Here is a 17368-nt window from a genome sequence, read left to right as displayed (position 1 = left end):
TTTATTGAATTTTGTCTTTAAACTTGTCTATATATTTTACAAACTGTAAAAACGCTAATACTAAAAAAGTTAATGTACTTAAAAGTAAACCATAATAGAGTTTGTAACCTATTCTAAATCCAAATACGTCTTTTTTGTCATCTACAGAACCTGTGGTTTCTTGCTTGGTAGATACAATTTCTAAAATTTGCTTTTTTTCCTCAATTGATCTTTCAATACTAACAATTTCTCTTTGTAATTCTAAATCGTTTAAAAACAACTCATACTCTTTAGTTTTGTTAACATCTTCGGCATTTTTTATAGTAACACTTGTTTGAGAACCACTTTGTTCCTTAGTTTGCATTTCTATAACGCGTTTATAAACGTTTTGTAAAGAATCAGATTTTGTTAAAGCATTTTGAAGTACTAATTTTCTGTTATGAAGCTCTAGAGTATCTCTTTTTTGTGCTCCAATAAAATAATCATTTGTATTTATGTTTGTTATAATTTTATCAAATAATGTTTTAAAGTTATTTCTTGTAGTTGATTTAATAGTTATTTGCTGAAACTGATGATTATGTTCTTTTTCATTTTTAACATAATCTTCATAATTAACTTTAGAAGCCAAAACAGTATCTAAAGTTTTTATATAGCCATCAAAATTTTTAAGCCTATCGTTTTCATCAATTACAGATTTTATTTCTAACTCTTTAATTGACGCTGCGCTTAAAGAATCAATGCCTAGTATTTCTGATAAAGCACTAACATCATTATGCGCTACCAAATCATTATAATACGCAATTGAATTATACAAACCTTCACCTGTTGGGTAGTTTTGCTTTACCAACATAGACGATTTATATAGAGGATCGGATGTTTTTTTTATCGTATAACCATAAACAACACCTATAACACCCGCTATTACAATTTTTAAAAAATGTTGTTTCACAAAAAATATACACCATACAAATGCTAAGAATATTTTATTGAAAATACTTCCAATAAAATTAAAAAGCCTTTCAAACATTTTACCAATTAGTTTAAATAATTGGCCTAAATCAACCTCTTCAGAGTTTTGCTGTTGTTGTGGTAACTCTTTACTCATTATTAAATAGTGTTAAATATTTGTTCTAAAATAGTTCTGGTTATTAAATATGTTGGTTTTACACCTGTAGTACCTAAACCGCCTGAGGCTAATGTTGCCCCTGTTTCTAAAGGATTATCACTGGCATAATACGCATAACGTACCTTTACATTAGCACCTATACTGCCTCTAACTTTTGATGCGGCTTGAATAGCTTTTTGGTAATGTGCGCCTTCCATTTCTAAACCTATTACTTTCCATGTGGAATTGTAAAAGAATTTTAAAATGTCTTTATTTTGAAGCGATGTACCTAAAACGGTAATCATAGTGCCTTCATAAACATCAACGCCTTGGCCGTCTAAATCTTCTTTATTTAGTTCGTTTTCAAACGGATAGTTATCTGCGGTACCTTCAAAAATATGTGCTGAAGGAATCATTATATCACCTTTTCCACCTTCTAAAATACCTGCTTTACCCATTATTGAAATAGATTCTACATTTAAATGGGTTTTGGTTTTATGCTTTTTATATGGTTTTAATAGCTCATCAATGGTTTCGTAAGCTTGTTCGCCAAAGGCATAATCCATTACCAATATAACTGGCTTTTTATCCTTTAAAATGGTTTCTTTAGCTTTAATATCTATTTTCGAGACATCAATTTTACTGGTATCAAAAATTTGAACATCAATATTGGTACCCGATGTATCTTTTATATACAACATGCCATTACGCAGCGCATCGGTAGTTACTTTGTTGCGTAAGGTTTCGTTTTCTTTATTGCTTAAAGCTTCATACACTTCAAAAATATCTTTTTTTGAGGCTAATGCTTTTAATGCTGAAGGAGCAAACAACGTGTTCATTACACTGTGCATGTTTGCGCTTATTATGTGAATTGGACGATCTAATAAACTGTTTTTATAAAGTACTTCCTTTATGTTATCTGCCCAAATTTCACCGTGTATATGATGCCCTATACGCTCTCTTAAAACGGGAGTAAAGGTTATGGTTCTTTTATTATTGTTAACCTGTTCTTCTATAGCTAATTTTCCTAACCAATAAACAATGTGCAGTAATCTTTCTGGTTGTTTTGCTGTTGCAAATTCATCATAAACAACCCTAAGCTCGTTAAACGTTCTGCCTAAAATATTAGCGGTATGTGTAATGGCTATTTCACGTTCTTCATTAGTTAAATCGGCTTTTGAAAGTACCACTTTTTCTAATTTTTGCCAATCTCTAGTGGTTAATCCTTCTTCTTCATTTATTAAAACTCTATTGCTTATTTTATGAGATTCTACAAATAGAAACGTTAAGTGCGTTAGAATATCATAAATTTCAGAGCGCCCTCTGGTAATTTCAATATTCATTTGCTCCTTATCAATACGGTAGCAATTTCGTCTTCTTTTTTCGGGGATTATAGGTTTAAAATGTGAGTTTGAATACCCTTCATCACTGGTTAGGTTAATAAACATACATTCTTCAATACCTTCGGGTAGCCTATCTATTACATAAAGTAAACCTTCAAGTTCTGCTTTTTCATCGCCAATAGACCCGTAAATTTCGGGTCTTAAAAGCAATAATGAATTGCGTAGCATTTCACCAGATATACCCATTGGTTTGTAAAAACCTCTGATAAACAGGTGACGCATAGTAATGTACATTCTTTCTATGGCATTTGAACTCTCTTGAGCTCTCGTTCTTTCATGATACTTTTTATTACTCATTAGCGCATTTTTTCGGATTCAAATATACTATTATTTGTTTTAATAATTGTGTGGAAATTCCTCAACTATTTTCCTGTCATTTGAAAGTCTTGGTAGTTTGTTTTGTCCGCCCAATTTTCCAATAGATTTCATGTAATTTTTAAAACCATCTTTTTCAACCCTAGTTATTTTTAGAGTTTGAAGCACTTTACCTTCAATTAAATCAAAATAATATACATTTTGTTTTTGAAGAGAATTATCAATTTGTTTAGCAAAGGCGTTTAAATCTTTTGGAGCATTTTCAAACTCTATAAACCATTCATGATAAGGTAATCCTTCTTTTGGGTTTATTTGTGGAGCTACAGTAAACTCTGTAACGCTAACATTGGTCCCAGCAATGGCTTCTTGTAAAGCTTGCTCAACCTCTTTACCAATTACATGCTCACCAAAAGCTGAAATGAAATGTTTTATTCTACCAGACACAATTACTCTATAAGGTTTTGTAGATGTAAACTGAACCGTATCACCAATATTATAAGCCCATAAACCGGCGTTTGTGGATATAATTATTACATAATTTACACCAACTTGAACATCTTTAATAGTATATCTTTTAGGGTTTTCAGTATAAAACTCATCTACTTTTACAAACTCATAAAAAATACCTGAGTTTAATTGCAAGAGCATGCCTTTTTCGTTTTGCTTGTCTTGAAAGGCAAAAAAACCTTCGCTAGCAGGATACAGTTCTATGCTATCTACTTTACGGCCAATTAGGTTTTCAAATTTTGTTTTGTAAGGTTCGTAATTTACACCACCAAAAATGAATAAATTGAAGTTTTTAAAAATATTGCCAACTGGTTTTCCTGTTTTTTGAACTAATTTTTCAAAGTACATTTGAACCCACGACGGAATACCAGAAATTATAGTCATGTTTTGATGCAAAGTTTCATTAACAATAGCATCAACCTTAGTTTCCCAATCTTCAATACAATTTGTTTCCCAAGATGGCAACCTGTTTTTTTGAAGATACTTTGGTACATAGTGCGCTACAATACCTGAAAGACGCCCTAATTTCACGCCATTTTGTTCTTTTAAAATGGGGCTTCCTTGTAAAAAAATCATTTTACCGTTAACAAACTTAGTATTACCCGTTTCATGTATATACATTAAAATGGCATTTCTGGCCGCTTCAACATGCGTTGGCATACTTTCTTTTGTAATAGGAATATATTTTGCGCCCGATGTTGTGCCCGATGTTTTAGCAAAGTATAAAGGTTTTCCTTTCCAAAGTATGTTTTCCTCGCCTTTAACAACTTTATCTACGTAAGGTTTTAGGGCTTCATAATCTCGTATAGGTACACGTTTTACAAAATCGGCATGCGTTTTTATACCTACAAAATCATGATCTTTACCAAACTGTGTGTGGGCAGCCTGCGCTATTAAATTTTGAAAAACTGTTTGCTGTGTTTTTTCTGGGTTATTTGCCCATTTTTGAATTTTATTGTAAACACGTTTGGCAAATGGTTTTGCTAAAGCAGATTTTATTGATAACATTATTTAAAATCTATAAAGTTTGTTGGGTTAATGGGGTAACCATCATTCCAGAGTTCAAAATGTAAATGTGTTCCGGTTGAAAGTTCGCCGGTGTTACCTGCGGTGGCAATTACTTCGCCAGCTTTAACCAAATCGCCTTGTGCTTTTGTAAGTTCAGCATTGTGTTTATACACCGAAATTAGCCCGTAGCTATGCTCTAAAATAATAACATAACCTGTGCTAACCGTCCATTCTGCAAAAATTACAATACCATCGGCAGTGGCCTTTACTGGTGTGTCTTTGAGTACAACAACATCAACAGCATAATGTTTTTCTTTTACATTATAGTGCGATGATATTTCACCATTTACCGGTGGAAATAAAACAAAACTGGTAGCTGTGGTGGCAGATTCAAATAAGTTATACTTATCTTCTTTATCAACTTTATCTCTTAAAATAGAGTCTTCTGCAATGGGTTTAAAATCTACTTCACTGGCTTCAAGTTTTACAGCTTGTATTATAGAATCTTTATTAATATCTGAAGCACTAATATCTCCTGTTAATACTCTTTTAATAGATTTATAGTACACCTCATTCATAACCATAGCTTGTTGTAATGAATCTGTTTTAAAACTAAGCTCGGTTGCTTTCTTTTTTAATGCTGTTGAAGAATACCCCGGAATGTACTCTCTTAAAGGTGTAAACGCAATAATTAAATAGGTTATTATAATTAAAAATAACGCCGATACACTGGCCAAAACAAAAACGTTTAACCGTGTAAGTTTTAGTGATAGTTGCTCTTCAAAAGTATGCTCATTAAGTATAACTAACCTATACTTGTCTAGTAGCTTTTTTTTAATTTTTTTTTTCGACTTCTTTTTCTTCATGAGAAAACAAAAATAAAGAATTTATTATAACCAATACTTACTAAAAACAGTGTTTACTTTAGCTTAACTAAAGCTACTATTTTTAAAAATTTACACAGAATATATTTTGCGTATGCTAAAGTTATGTTTTAAACGTTTTTATTAAACTTTAATTATTAACTTTGTTTTCAAAATTAAATATTATGAGCTTATATATGTTACCATTAGCTATTGGACCATGGCAAATTGCATTAATTGTAATTGTTGTTTTACTGTTATTTGGTGGAAAGAAAATACCTGAATTAATGCGTGGTTTAGGTAGCGGTATTAAGGAGTTTAAAGATGCTAGCAAAGAAGAAAACCCTGAAGGCGAAAAAAAAGAATAACTTTTATTTATAAATAAAAAAAAGACCAACAATTGTTGGTCTTTTTTTTGCATGAAACTTTAGCTGTATTTAGTTTATTTTAATAGATTTTATAATGGCTTCTAGCTCTAACATGTAATTTCTTTTTTCAACTGATGGTGCAAAAATAAAACCTTCAACACCAACCCAACGTTTGTTTACTTTATCTTCAATAGTATAATTTACAAATGAACCACCCATAAAATCGTTAGTTAATTCCCAAAGGCCTTTGGTTTCAAATGCTGGTTTGTTATCTAAAATTACTTCAGCATGAAATGGTGCGTATGCATCTTCGGTTACCATGTATGAACTTATTTTGTTTCCGTCTGCATTTACTGTACCGTCTAACCTTCCTTTAAAATACTGTTTACCAATAGAATCTCTTATTTTTAATATTTGTAAACCAGTACTGTCATTTCTTTTTACGGCGCTATAGGGCAAATCATAAATCATTAAATGCGAATGCCCTGTGGTAATATCTTTTCTAAACCAGAAAAAATTATCGGTTTCTTTAGCTATTTCATAAATTGATGAAAACTGAATTGTTAAACCTAGTTTTTCTTTTATAGACGTGTAATTATGTGGCGCTTTTGCCATTTGGCGTTGGCGCTCGCCTATTTCGGCATTTCTAAAAACTTCAATTATTTTTTGGGCGTTTTCGTTAACCAAATTAATAATATCTTGCTTGGTTTTTCCTGTTAAAACAATTACTTTTTGTGGTTGTGCGTACACATTTTCTGCAAAGTTTATACTTGGTGCTTTGTTCATTTCAATTTTAAGCATAGTACGATTTTTTGTAACAAACCCCGAAAACACCTTTGGTGGTATTTGGCTAAGCGTAAAGGTAGGCTCATCTTGCGGCAAACCATAAATTGGTTTTGTTAAAACACCACGAATAGCATCACCAACACTACCACTCCACATATCGTTTTCAATAATTACTGAAACGTGGCTTATGTTTCCTGTTGAGTCATATAAAAACTTTTCTGGTTTACTACTTTTGTTATTGTCTTTACAAGACACTGCAACTAATAGTAATACGGCTGATAAAAGGATGTGTTTCATCTTTAATTTTTTTGAATAATATGGTTATTTAGGAATTAACCTTTTGAAATTTTTAGTGTCATTCCTGGTTTTAAATTACTACCACTAATACCGTTCCATTCTCGAATATTTTGAATAGAAACTCCAGAAAATTTTTGTGAAATACTCCAAAGTGAATCGCCACTTTTAACAGTATACAAAACAACATCACCAGGAATTGGTTTTGTAATTACTTTTTTACTAGTTGTTTTTGCTGCAGAGGTTGTTTTTTGTGTGTATGGTTTACGCGGATAAATAGTTAAACGCTGTCCAATTTTTAAGTTATTTGAGCGCAAACCATTCCAGCTTTTAATTTGGCTAACCCTAACACCGTATTGCCTTGCAATTTTACCTAAATAATCACCAGATTGCACACGGTAGCGCACCCTATCATTTGCATTAAAAAATTGTGGTAGTGGTTTTTCTCTATTTGCCAATTCTTCTTTTACATGCGCATAAATTTGTGCTTCGTTATTAACAAAAGTACCAACCACATTTCTTGGCAATCTTAAATAATAATTTTCGCCTTTAATAACCGGTATAATATCTAATTTATACGACGGATTTAGAAACTGTAATTTTTCAACGGGTGTTCCTGTAACCTCAGCAACTTGGTCTAAAGTTATCATGCTTTTTACCAAAACGGTATCAGTTTCAACTAACGGAAACTCAGGTTTTATTTTTTTAAATCCGTGAGCTTCAGCATATTCAAAAATATACATATTGGCTAAAAAAGCTGGTACATAACCTGCGGTTTCTCTGGGTAAATTATGCCTAATATTCCAGTAATTTTTATAACCACCAGAGCGCCTAATGGCTTTTGAAACATTACCTGGGCCAGAATTATAGGCTGCAAGGGCTAAATCCCAATCGCCAAAAATTTCGTATAATCTTGCTAAATATTTTGCTGCAGCTTCTGTAGATTTTATGGGATCGCTGCGTTCATCAACATAACTACTTACATCTAACCCATACATTTTGCCTGTAGCAAACATAAATTGCCATAAACCTGTAGCACCAACTCTAGACTTTGCTCTTGGTTTTAATGCAGATTCTACAACGGCTAAATATTTTATTTCTAATGGTAAATTTTGCTTGTCTAACTCATGCTCAAACATTGGGAAGTAAAATGCGCTTAGCGTTACAAGTTTTTGAATGAGGTTTCTTCGGTTTTTTAAATAGAATTTTATAACACTTTCTAAAGACGGGTTATACTCTACATTAAAAGGTGTTTTGGCGTTAAGCACTTCTAATCTTGCTTTAAGAGTATCGGTTGGTAATTCTGGAAAATCAATATCATTAAAGGTTAATTCTGTAACAGAATTATAAATGGTATCAAACATGTTGTTGTTATACAAATCTTCAAACCATTTTTCATCAAAAGAAGCCGCTAAATCATGATCTTTTAATGCCTTAATTGAAGCACTATCTATTTTTACTTTTATTGGTTTAATAGGTTGTTTACCATCAACTAATGAGTCATTTAACTTATTGGTTATTGTAACAGAAAGTGTGTCTTTAACTTGCCCTAGGCAAATTGAAGTGCTAAAAAATAGTGTAAGTATAAAAAAACGAAAAGCCATAATATCTATTCATTATTGAACGATAGTATGGCTAAAATCGTATTTTTTATGGTAAATAAAAAATTTCTTAGAAAAAGAGACTTTATTCTTTATTATTATTTTGAAAAAGTACTAGCTTAAAATGGCAGCAATACCTGGTAATGTTTTACCTTCTAAGCTTTCTAACATAGCGCCACCACCAGTACTTACATAACTTACTTTATCTTGAAAACCAAATTGCTTTACAGCCGCAACAGAATCTCCACCACCAACTAACGAAAATGCTCCGTTTTTAGTAGCCTCGGCAATAGAATCGCCTAAAGCAATAGTACCGCCAGCAAAACTTTCCATTTCAAAAACACCTAATGGGCCGTTCCAAAGTATGGTTTTACTTTCCATAACCACTTTATGGAATTGCTCTCTAGATTTTGGTCCGGCATCTACACCTTCCCAACCATCAGGAATTGTATTTATGTCTACTATTTGGGTGTTAGCATCATTACTAAAATCATCGGCAGCTATAGTATCAACAGGTATGTGAACTTGTACATTTTTTTCTTTTGCTTGCTTTAAAATATCTAAAGCCAATGCCATTTTATCATCTTCACAAATAGAGTTTCCTATCTTTCCGCCTTGCGCTTTAACAAAAGTAAATGCCATACCACCGCCAATAATTAAGTGGTCTACTTTGTCTAAAATATTTTCAATAATAGTAATTTTTGAAGACACTTTAGCACCACCAAGTATAGCTAAAACAGGTTTTTCGCCTGTTTCCATTACTTTTTTAATACTATCAATTTCTTGAGCTAATAAGCTACCAAAACATTTAGTTTCAGGAAAAAACTCAGCTACAATAGTTGTTGATGCATGTGCTCTGTGCGCTGTACCAAAAGCATCGTTTACGTATATATCACCTAATTTTGAAAGTTTTTCGGCAAATGTCTTATCACCAGCTGTTTCTTCTTTATAAAAACGAAGATTTTCTAGCAATAAAATTTCACCAGGTTGTAAATTTGCCGCAGCTGCTTCAACATCTTCTCCAACACAATCGGCTACAAATTTTACTTCAACACCTAATACATCTTGCACTTTCTCAACAATATGTTTTAATGAAAACTCATCTTGAAATCCTTTTGGGCGCCCAAGGTGCGACATTAAAATACAGCTTCCGCCATCTTCTAAAATTTTAATAATTGTTGGTTTAGCAGATACAATTCTTGTAGCATCTGTAACCTCAAAATTTTCGTTTAATGGCACATTAAAGTCTACGCGAATAAGTGCTTTTTTATTTTCAAAATTAAAGTCGTTTAAAGTCTTCATCAATATAAATTTACTAATTAGTGTATTACAAATGTAACCAATTAATTAGCACTAAAAAATGACTTTTTTAACGAAAACGATATAGGTTAAAATATTTTTATGATGCTTTCTTTAACTTAGCTTTTGTTCCTTTTTTATTTTGCTTTTTAGCTTTTACAACCTTTAATTTTGATTGTTTCTTTACAGGTGTTGCTTTTTTAACAGATTTGGCTTTTTTTGAAACTGGAGCTTTCACAGTTTTTTTAGATACTTTTGTTTTTTTAGTCTTTACAACTTTATTTTTAGCTGGTTTAGCTTTTTTACTGTTTTTTGCCTTTGGTGTTTTAACCTTCTTTTTTGCTTTGGCTACTTTTGTTTTGGCTTGTTTCTTTGCTTTTTCTTTAGCTGCTTTTGCCTTCTTTTTTGCTTTCGCCTTTGCCGCCTTCAACTGTGCTTTCTTTTTAGCCGCTAATTTTGCCGCTTTGGCTTTGGCTTGTTTCTTTGCCTTTTCTTTAGCTGCTTTGGCCTTCTTTTTTGCTTTGGCTTTGGCTGCCTTCAATTGCGCTTTCTTTTTAGCAGCTAATTTTGCCGCTTTCGCTTTGGCTTGTTTCTTTGCTTTTTCTTTAGCTGCTTTGGCCTTCTTTTTTGCTTTGGCTTTGGCTGCCTTCAACTGCGCTTTCTTTTTAGCCGCTAATTTTGCCGCTTTGGCTTTAGCTTGTTTCTTTGCCTTTTCTTTAGCTGCTTTGGCCTTCTTTTTTACTTTGGCTTTGGCTGCCTTCAACTGCGCTTTCTTTTTAGCCGCTAATTTTGCCGCTTTCGCTTTGGCTTGTTTCTTTGCTTTTTCTTTAGCTGCTTTTGCCTTCTTTTTTGCTTTGGCTTTGGCTGCTTTTGCTTCTAATTTAACCTCTTTTTTCTTTGAAACTTCTTTTTTTGACATAACTAGTGTTGCTTTAATGTTAATGCAATGTAAATTTTACGTTAACAAAAGTAGTAAAAAATGTGTTACAACTTGAATGAAAATAGATTAAGAAAACCAAGAAATCAACAATAACAAGTGTAACTATTTGTTTTTTAATATTTTAAAATCATATGCAAATGTTAATATTTATCACTAACCACATTACAATAAATTAACATTGGTATTCTTTTAGCATTAGATTTTCAATTTTTATATAAACACTACAGCTTAAAAATTTAAATTACTTTTGCTTTATGTTATTCTCAGAAATTTTAGGTCAGGAACATATAAAAAGTCATTTAACGCAAAGTGCCAATAACGGCCGTATACCGCATGCACAATTGTTTGTAGGGCCCGAAGGCTCTGGTACTTTGCCTATGGCAATTGCCTATGCACAGTATATTTTGTGTAAAAACAATAATGGCGAAAACTCCAACGGTAATGATGCTTGTAACTTAAAGTTTAAAAATATATCGCACCCCGATTTGCATTTTGCTTTTCCGGTAACTACCAGTGATAAAGTGAAAAGCAAACCTGTATCAAACTTTTATTTAGAAGAATGGCGCCAATTAATAAAAGAACAGCCTTATGGAAACTTATTTGATTGGTATAAATTATTAGGCGTAGACAATAAACAAGGGCAAATTGGTGTTGAAGAAGCGCATGAAATTGTTAAATCGTTAACCTTAAAATCGTTTGAAGGTGGTTACAAGGTTATGCTTATTTGGATGGTAGAAAAAATGAATACGGCCTGCGCTAATAAACTTTTAAAACTTATTGAAGAGCCACCCAACAAAACTATTTTTATTCTTATTGCTGAAGATGAGGAGCAAATTATAAACACCATTCGTTCGCGTTGCCAAACGTTACATTTTCCGCCTTTGGCCGAACAAGTTATAAAAGATGCTTTGGTTAAAAATTATGAGCTAGATGAAGCTACAGCAACTAAAATTGCACATCAATCTAACGGTAATTACAATAAAGCCTGCGATTTGGTGTACCATGACACTGAAGACACACAATTTGAAGAATGGTTTATTTTTTGGGTGCGTAGCGCCTTTAAAGCCAAAGGCAACAAAGCTGCTATACACGATTTAATTTCATGGAGCGAAAACATTGCTAAAACAGGACGTGAAACCCAAAAACAATTTCTTAATTTTTGTATTGACTTTTTTAGGCAAGCTCTTTTATTAAACTATAACGCCACTGATTTGGTTTTTTTTGAACCCAAAACCGAGAAATTTAAATTAGAAAATTTCGCGCCTTTTATTCACGGTGGTAATATTTTAGAAATAAGCGATGAACTTCAAAATGCCATTTATCATATTGAGCGTAATGGTAATTCTAAAATTATTTTAACCGATTTATCTATTAAACTGACACGGTTGTTACATAAGAAAGCGTAATTAAATACCTTAAAGATTAGCTATATAATCTTCTAGACTATCACTACGTTGTAATCCAATCTTTTTTCTAATTCTAGATCTAGATATATGAATGCTATGTGGCACAATATTTAAAATTCTAGCCATTTCTTTAGTACCAAACTTTAGTTTTATTAAAGCACAATGTTTACGTTCTGTTACACTCAAATCTGGGTGTTTTTTTTTCAATTTAGCATAAAATTCATCATTTACCTCAGTAAATCTCATGTTAAAAGAATCCCATAAATCTTTAGTACCTTTTTTGTATTTATAATACATTGACTTGTAACTTTTTGGAGATTCTTTTTTTAAAACCTCTAGAAGTTCATCAATATCTTTTTCTTTATCTATAAGCTGTAAAGCATATGACGTTAGCTCCTTACTTTTAGAAGCTATTTCAGCCCTGCTCTTTTCACCCTTTAATTCAGCACTCATTTCAGCCTCTCGCTTAGCCATTAGTGTGCGTTTTAATTTCATTCTCATTATATAGATAATTAAAATAACAACAATCAATATAATTGCAAATACAGAAAATACCTTTAAACGCCATTGTGTTTCTTCACTTTTGGCTATAACGCTGCGTTGTTTTGCCAACTCATCATTTTTTTTGGAAATTGACTTTAAGTATGAATTTTTTATTTCAAAAAGCTCACTATTAGTTTGATTTTTTAACTCTATAATGCTGTCAGCAACCTCACGAGATTTAACCGAATATAAATACGCTTTAGTATCCATATTTTTTTTGAAGAAAACATCAGACATTCTTAATAGCACTTCCGCTTTTAAATCACTTCTATAATTTCTTTCATCAATATAATTTAAGCTTTTATTAAAGTAATGCAATGCACTATCAAGCTCTCCTTTTTTTTCATAAAGTTCGCCCAAAAACTTATTAATGTTTGTTCTGTAAGGCACTAGAATTTTTGTGCTATATTTATTTGCCAAATGTAAATAATTAGAAGCTTCATCTAACCTCCCAAGTTTTAACATTACATAACCTTTTTCAGCATCTAAAAAAGGCAATTCAATGTGCTTGTTATTTTCAACTTCCTTGTTAATTAAGCAAGAGTCTAAATACTTTAAAGATTGATCATAATTCCCCTTAAAACGCTCTCTTTGACCAAGGTTCATGTAAGAAGATATTAAAGGCCTTGTATTACTTTGATCTTCAATATACAGCTCTTTTGAAATTTCTAATGATATTTTAAAGTGCTCTAATGACTCTTTATCCATATTAAACAAGCCGTAAAGTTTACCTAACCTAATATGAACATCTTGTTTAATATTACTATTGTTAGATAAATTAGTTAAATATTGTGCTTCCCATAAATTATCAAAAGCAATGCTGTATTTACCCATTATTTTATTGGTTTCAGACATGTCTATTAAACACTTCGCCACCATTAAAGTATCATTTTTAGAGTTAAAAAACTCAAGACAAGCATTGGAGATTTTCATGGACCATTCAGGGTTCTTTTTTGACAACCCACGAGCTCTTTTCATTCTTGTTGTATAGTATGATACTGAATCAAGTGTACTTATTAGCTCCTGAGCATCTACTATTGTAAGTGAAAACATCCAAACTATAAATAACCATAAAACCCTATTATACATATTCTTACACATAATTTTAAAATATTTCACAAATTATAAAATTATTTTTTAAGTAGTGTTTATGTAACCTAAAAAATAAACTTATGTATAGTTTATATAGTTGATATTTTTGATTTAAACAAGTGTAAAATATAAATTTGAATAGTCTATAAACTTAATCTAAGATTCTAACCTTTAAACCCAATTATGGTTATTTTAAAGATTATTAATAAGGATAACTTTTCAAATACTAAACTAATACCAGTTGATTAAACCTCAACAAAACAACTAACTTTAACTAAATAATGAATATGTCTTTTTTTTATAACTCCTATCAAATGCTTAAAATTAATTTATAAGCAAACAAATACGCTGTACGCAAACAAATCAGCAACCAATCTAATTACCATTTATAAATCTTTTAAATTCTATAAAAACTCATATAGAATTCGAATACTATCAAACAAATAGGTTTAAGAAGTAATTATTGCAGCCTAAACTAATACTGGGCCAACTTAAAATAACTATCTAAAATTAACTAAATAAATACATATGAAAAACAATTTGAAAAATGAAAAACGGCTCTTCAGGGCGTTTCTAACTGCATTTGTTCTTGCAATAAGCATGAATATATATGCGCAGTCAAATCAAGTAACAGGTCAGATTAGTTCTGATGGATTTCCATTACCAGGTGTTAGTATTATAATTAAAGGAACTAATACAGGTACTGCTTCAGACTTTGACGGTAATTATGCTATAAAAGCAAAACCCAATGACGTTTTAGTTTTTAGTTTCATTGGTTATGTAAAAAAAGAGATCACAGTAAAAGAAAACAGAGTAATTAATGTACAACTTAAAGAAGATGTTTCTAAATTAGATGAAGTTGTTGTTATTGGTTACGGAACCGCAAGCAAAAAAGATTTAGCAGGTTCTATTGTATCCATTAAGAGTGAACAAATAGACCAAGCAAAACCTGTAACATTTGAAGGTGGGTTAGCTGCTCGTGCTGCTGGTGTACAAGTAGTACAATCTAGTGGTGAACCAGGTTCTGGTTTTCAAATACGTGTAAGAGGTGGCTCTTCTATTAATGCAAGTAATGACCCTTTATATGTTATTGACGGTTTTGCTTTAAGTGGTTCATCTCAAGATGCAGGAACAGGTGGCGGTGGTTTAGGTAATTCTTCTTCTAGCCCACTTGAATCCATTGATCCGGGTTCTATTGAATCTATAGAGGTTCTTAAAGATGCGTCTGCAACAGCTATTTATGGTTCTAGAGGGGCTAATGGGGTAATTATCATTACCACTAAAAAAGGTAAAAAGGGACGTACTTCTTTAAACTTTGAAACATTCACCGGCTTTTCTTCAATGGTTAGACCTCTTGATTTATTAAGTGGAGAGGAATATGTAGAATGGTGGAATGAATATTTCCCAGCTGAAGGAGCAGACCCTACAGATCCTAACGATAGAAATGCCTTTATTTTCAAAGAAAATGATGGTACCCCAATACCATTCACAGACCCAAGAATGCGCACTTATAATTGGCAAGATGAAGTAACCCGTAATGCTGTTACAAACAATTATAGACTTTCTATGAGAGGTGGAAGTGATAAGAACTCTTATTCAGCATCTTTCTCTTACTTAAATCAAGAAGGAATTGTAAAGACCAATAATTATGAACGTTATAATGGCAATATTAATGTTAACCAAAATATTACTGATAGATTATCCTCTGGTATAAACCTAAATTTTGGTGTTACTAAAAATGCAGGTATCGTTGCTGCTGCTAATGCAGGGTTATCTGGCAGAAGTGGGCTTTTAACAAATGCGGCTCTTTTTAGACCTGTTATAGGTAGACGATTAGATACTGGTGACGCTGAGTATGATGATGATGGAAACCTTATTAGTTTAAGAAATGGAGAATTTGTAAACCCTCTAGTTAGACTCGAAACAGATTACAACCTAAGAAGAAGTTTTAGAACATTAGGTAGCGTTTATATTCAATATAAAATAACAGACAACTTAACGTTTAAATCTTCTCTAAGAGGATCTATAGCTTCTAATAAATCTGAACAGTTTTTTGATTCAAAGTTTGGTTATGGAAGACTAACAAATGGTAGAGCAATAACTAATGATAGGTTGGTTACCAGCATTATAACAGAGCAAAATTTAAACTACAAAAAAAGATTTAGTGGCGGACATAACTTAAATGTTACCGCTGTTTTTGAAAGACAAGAAGACACTAATGAGTTTGTAAGATCTGAAGCTCTTGATTTCAATTTACCAGGTGTAAACTTAGGTAATTTAGGTGTAGCCGGAGAGACATTACCAAACAGAAGTAATTTTGTAAGAACATCTCTTCAATCTTACCTTGGGCGCGTGCAATATAACTTCAAGGGTAAATACATAATAAATGCCAGTGCTAGGTATGATGGTTCTTCACGTTTTGCCGAAGGTGCAAAATGGGGCTTTTTCCCTTCTGCCGGTATAGCATGGAATGTTGCTAACGAAAACTTCTTAAAAGGAAGTAGAACCATAAATAACTTTAAGCTTAAAGCTAGTTATGGTGAAACAGGAAATACTTCTATTGGTTCATATAGATCTTTTGCACAAGCTGGGTACGCAAGTATTATTCTAGATGGTAACCAATTAAATGCTGGGGCTGTTGTTAATCAATTAGCCAACCCAGACTTAACTTGGGAAACTACAACACAATTAGATGCAGGTGTTTCTATAGGATTATTCAATAATAGAATAAGTATTGAGGCCGATTATTATCACAAAGAAACTGAAGACTTACTTTTAGAAGTACCTCTTCCTGCCACTAGTGGTTTTGATAATGTGTTTAAAAACTTAGGCGCCGTTGAAAATAAAGGTTTTGAGTTTGCTCTAAACACTATTAATATTGATACTAAAGATTTTGAATGGACTTCTAATTTCAATATAAGTTTTAACAGAAATAAAGTTTTAGATTTAGGTGATGCAGATCAATTTATTGTAACAGCCATTGGCGCTGGTAATCAAGTTACTAACGACTATATTGTTAGAGTTGGCGAGTCATTAGGGTCATACTACGGAATAGAAGTTGAAGGTCTTTATAACTATAGTGATTTTGAAGTTTTTGATGGTTTAACAGATGCTGAAGCTGCAGCTCAACTTAGACAAGACGCCGCAGACCAAGGCATACAATGGTATGAGCTTGAATACGAATTAAGAGACGGCGTTCATACTTCCGGGCAATCGGATAGAGCACGTTATCGTCCTGGAATGCCAAAATTTACAGATCAAATAACAGTAGATACCAATGGTGATGGTGTTCCAGACGCTGCAGACGGTGTTATTAATGCTGATGACAGAAAAATTTTAGGTAATGCACTTCCAGATCATTTTGGTGGATTTACTAATAATTTTAAATACAAAAATATCGATTTATCTATTGTTACCCAATGGTCTTATGGTAATGAAGTATATAATAAAAATTTACATAAAGGATATAGCCAAACAGTTCCATTCTCTAATAAATATGGCGCTATAAGAAACCGTTGGGAACCAGAATCACCTAATACCAATGTTGCTTCAATATTAGGATACCAAAACGGAGCAATTCCAGGGTCTTTATACTCAGATTATATAGAAGACGGATCTTTTCTGAGACTTAGTAATATTACTATAGGTTATGAATTACCTAAAAAATTAAAAGAAGATTTAGGTCTTAAAACGTTTAGAATTTACGGAGCAGTAGACAATCTATATGTTTGGACTAATTACTCTGGTTATGACCCAGAAGTAAGTGTTGCAAGAAACCAATTAACACCTGGGTTAGATGTAGATTCTTATCCGCGTGCTAGAACATTTAGAGTTGGACTAAACGTTGGTTTTTAATGCA

At 32.2% G+C, this 17368-nt stretch carries 12 protein-coding genes; 3 read left to right on the top strand and 9 right to left on the bottom strand.

The features are described from left to right. Position 1 precedes the first annotated feature (1 nt). From ACXAG4_RS05390 to ACXAG4_RS05375, 4 genes are read right to left on the bottom strand one after another with little or no spacing between them, the layout of a single operon-like run. Entirely contained in the window at positions 2 to 1084 is a 1083-nt protein-coding gene (locus ACXAG4_RS05390; protein WP_475295046.1) for a hypothetical protein, read from the bottom strand. Between the two features lie 2 nt (positions 1085 to 1086). Beyond that, entirely contained in the window at positions 1087 to 2784 is a 1698-nt protein-coding gene (locus tag ACXAG4_RS05385) for a DUF6909 family protein (RefSeq protein ID WP_475295045.1), read from the bottom strand. 39 nt (positions 2785 to 2823) lie between these two features. After that, positions 2824 to 4317, bottom strand: coding sequence for a GH3 auxin-responsive promoter family protein (locus tag ACXAG4_RS05380; protein WP_475295044.1), 1494 nt, complete (start codon positions 4315 to 4317; stop codon positions 2824 to 2826). Continuing rightward, positions 4317 to 5183 (bottom strand): M23 family metallopeptidase, encoded by an 867-nt coding sequence (locus ACXAG4_RS05375; protein WP_475295043.1) that lies wholly within the window; start codon positions 5181 to 5183, stop codon positions 4317 to 4319. Before ACXAG4_RS05375 ends, ACXAG4_RS05380 begins: the two co-directional genes overlap by 1 nt. Before the next feature lie 182 nt (positions 5184 to 5365). Between ACXAG4_RS05375 and ACXAG4_RS05370 the strand changes: the two genes are divergently transcribed. Continuing rightward, positions 5366 to 5548, top strand: a complete 183-nt coding sequence (locus ACXAG4_RS05370; protein ID WP_147131929.1) for a Sec-independent protein translocase subunit TatA/TatB — start codon at positions 5366 to 5368, stop codon at positions 5546 to 5548. 69 nt (positions 5549 to 5617) lie between these two features. On the opposite strand, the gene ACXAG4_RS05365 is transcribed toward ACXAG4_RS05370, so the two are convergent. From ACXAG4_RS05365 to ACXAG4_RS05350, 4 genes are all read right to left on the bottom strand, one after another. Next, positions 5618 to 6631, bottom strand: a complete 1014-nt coding sequence (locus ACXAG4_RS05365; protein WP_475295042.1) for a DUF4837 family protein — start codon at positions 6629 to 6631, stop codon at positions 5618 to 5620. A gap of 35 nt (positions 6632 to 6666) precedes the next feature. Next, on the bottom strand, positions 6667 to 8232 hold the full coding sequence (locus ACXAG4_RS05360) for a LysM peptidoglycan-binding domain-containing protein (protein WP_475295041.1): 1566 nt from the start codon (positions 8230 to 8232) through the stop codon (positions 6667 to 6669). A gap of 111 nt (positions 8233 to 8343) precedes the next feature. Next, positions 8344 to 9531, bottom strand: coding sequence for a phosphoglycerate kinase (locus ACXAG4_RS05355; protein ID WP_475295040.1), 1188 nt, complete (start codon positions 9529 to 9531; stop codon positions 8344 to 8346). Between the two features lie 97 nt (positions 9532 to 9628). Then, complete coding sequence (locus ACXAG4_RS05350) at positions 9629 to 10447, bottom strand: hypothetical protein (RefSeq protein ID WP_475295039.1); 819 nt, start codon at positions 10445 to 10447, stop codon at positions 9629 to 9631. Positions 10448 to 10722: 275 nt separating this feature from the next. On the opposite strand from ACXAG4_RS05350, the gene ACXAG4_RS05345 reads away from it, so the two are divergent. Next, the gene (locus tag ACXAG4_RS05345) at positions 10723 to 11874 is read left to right on the top strand and encodes a DNA polymerase III subunit (protein WP_475295038.1); all 1152 of its coding nucleotides are present in this window, start codon (positions 10723 to 10725) and stop codon (positions 11872 to 11874) included. A gap of 9 nt (positions 11875 to 11883) precedes the next feature. On the opposite strand, the gene ACXAG4_RS05340 is transcribed toward ACXAG4_RS05345, so the two are convergent. Continuing rightward, positions 11884 to 13506: a hypothetical protein gene (locus ACXAG4_RS05340; RefSeq protein ID WP_475295037.1), complete on the bottom strand. Its 1623-nt coding sequence runs from the start codon at positions 13504 to 13506 to the stop codon at positions 11884 to 11886. A gap of 603 nt (positions 13507 to 14109) precedes the next feature. On the opposite strand from ACXAG4_RS05340, the gene ACXAG4_RS05335 reads away from it, so the two are divergent. After that, positions 14110 to 17364, top strand: a complete 3255-nt coding sequence (locus ACXAG4_RS05335; RefSeq protein ID WP_475295036.1) for a SusC/RagA family TonB-linked outer membrane protein — start codon at positions 14110 to 14112, stop codon at positions 17362 to 17364. Positions 17365 to 17368: the final 4 nt, after the last annotated feature.

Source organism: Seonamhaeicola sp. ABD4_175 (assembly GCF_056160885.1).
The sequence above is the reverse complement of the archived record's forward strand: the minus strand, read 5'-3'. Positions and strand labels throughout refer to the sequence as shown.

Bases quoted from the DNA above. Each gene is read 5' to 3' on its own strand.
- ACXAG4_RS05350 (WP_475295039.1), bottom strand. From the start codon at position 10,447: ATGTCAAAAAAAGAAGTTTCAAAGAAAAAAGAGGTTAAATTAGAAGCA.
- ACXAG4_RS05360 (WP_475295041.1), bottom strand. From the start codon at position 8,232: ATGGCTTTTCGTTTTTTTATACTTACACTATTTTTTAGCACTTCAATT.
- ACXAG4_RS05335 (WP_475295036.1), top strand. From the start codon at position 14,110: ATGAATATATATGCGCAGTCAAATCAAGTAACAGGTCAGATTAGTTCT.
- ACXAG4_RS05345 (WP_475295038.1), top strand. From the start codon at position 10,723: ATGTTATTCTCAGAAATTTTAGGTCAGGAACATATAAAAAGTCATTTA.
- ACXAG4_RS05390 (WP_475295046.1), bottom strand. From the start codon at position 1,084: ATGAGTAAAGAGTTACCACAACAACAGCAAAACTCTGAAGAGGTTGAT.
- ACXAG4_RS05355 (WP_475295040.1), bottom strand. From the start codon at position 9,531: ATGAAGACTTTAAACGACTTTAATTTTGAAAATAAAAAAGCACTTATT.
- ACXAG4_RS05380 (WP_475295044.1), bottom strand. From the start codon at position 4,317: ATGTTATCAATAAAATCTGCTTTAGCAAAACCATTTGCCAAACGTGTT.
- ACXAG4_RS05385 (WP_475295045.1), bottom strand. From the start codon at position 2,784: ATGAGTAATAAAAAGTATCATGAAAGAACGAGAGCTCAAGAGAGTTCA.
- ACXAG4_RS05340 (WP_475295037.1), bottom strand. From the start codon at position 13,506: ATGTATAATAGGGTTTTATGGTTATTTATAGTTTGGATGTTTTCACTT.
- ACXAG4_RS05370 (WP_147131929.1), top strand. From the start codon at position 5,366: ATGAGCTTATATATGTTACCATTAGCTATTGGACCATGGCAAATTGCA.
- ACXAG4_RS05365 (WP_475295042.1), bottom strand. From the start codon at position 6,631: ATGAAACACATCCTTTTATCAGCCGTATTACTATTAGTTGCAGTGTCT.
- ACXAG4_RS05375 (WP_475295043.1), bottom strand. From the start codon at position 5,183: ATGAAGAAAAAGAAGTCGAAAAAAAAAATTAAAAAAAAGCTACTAGAC.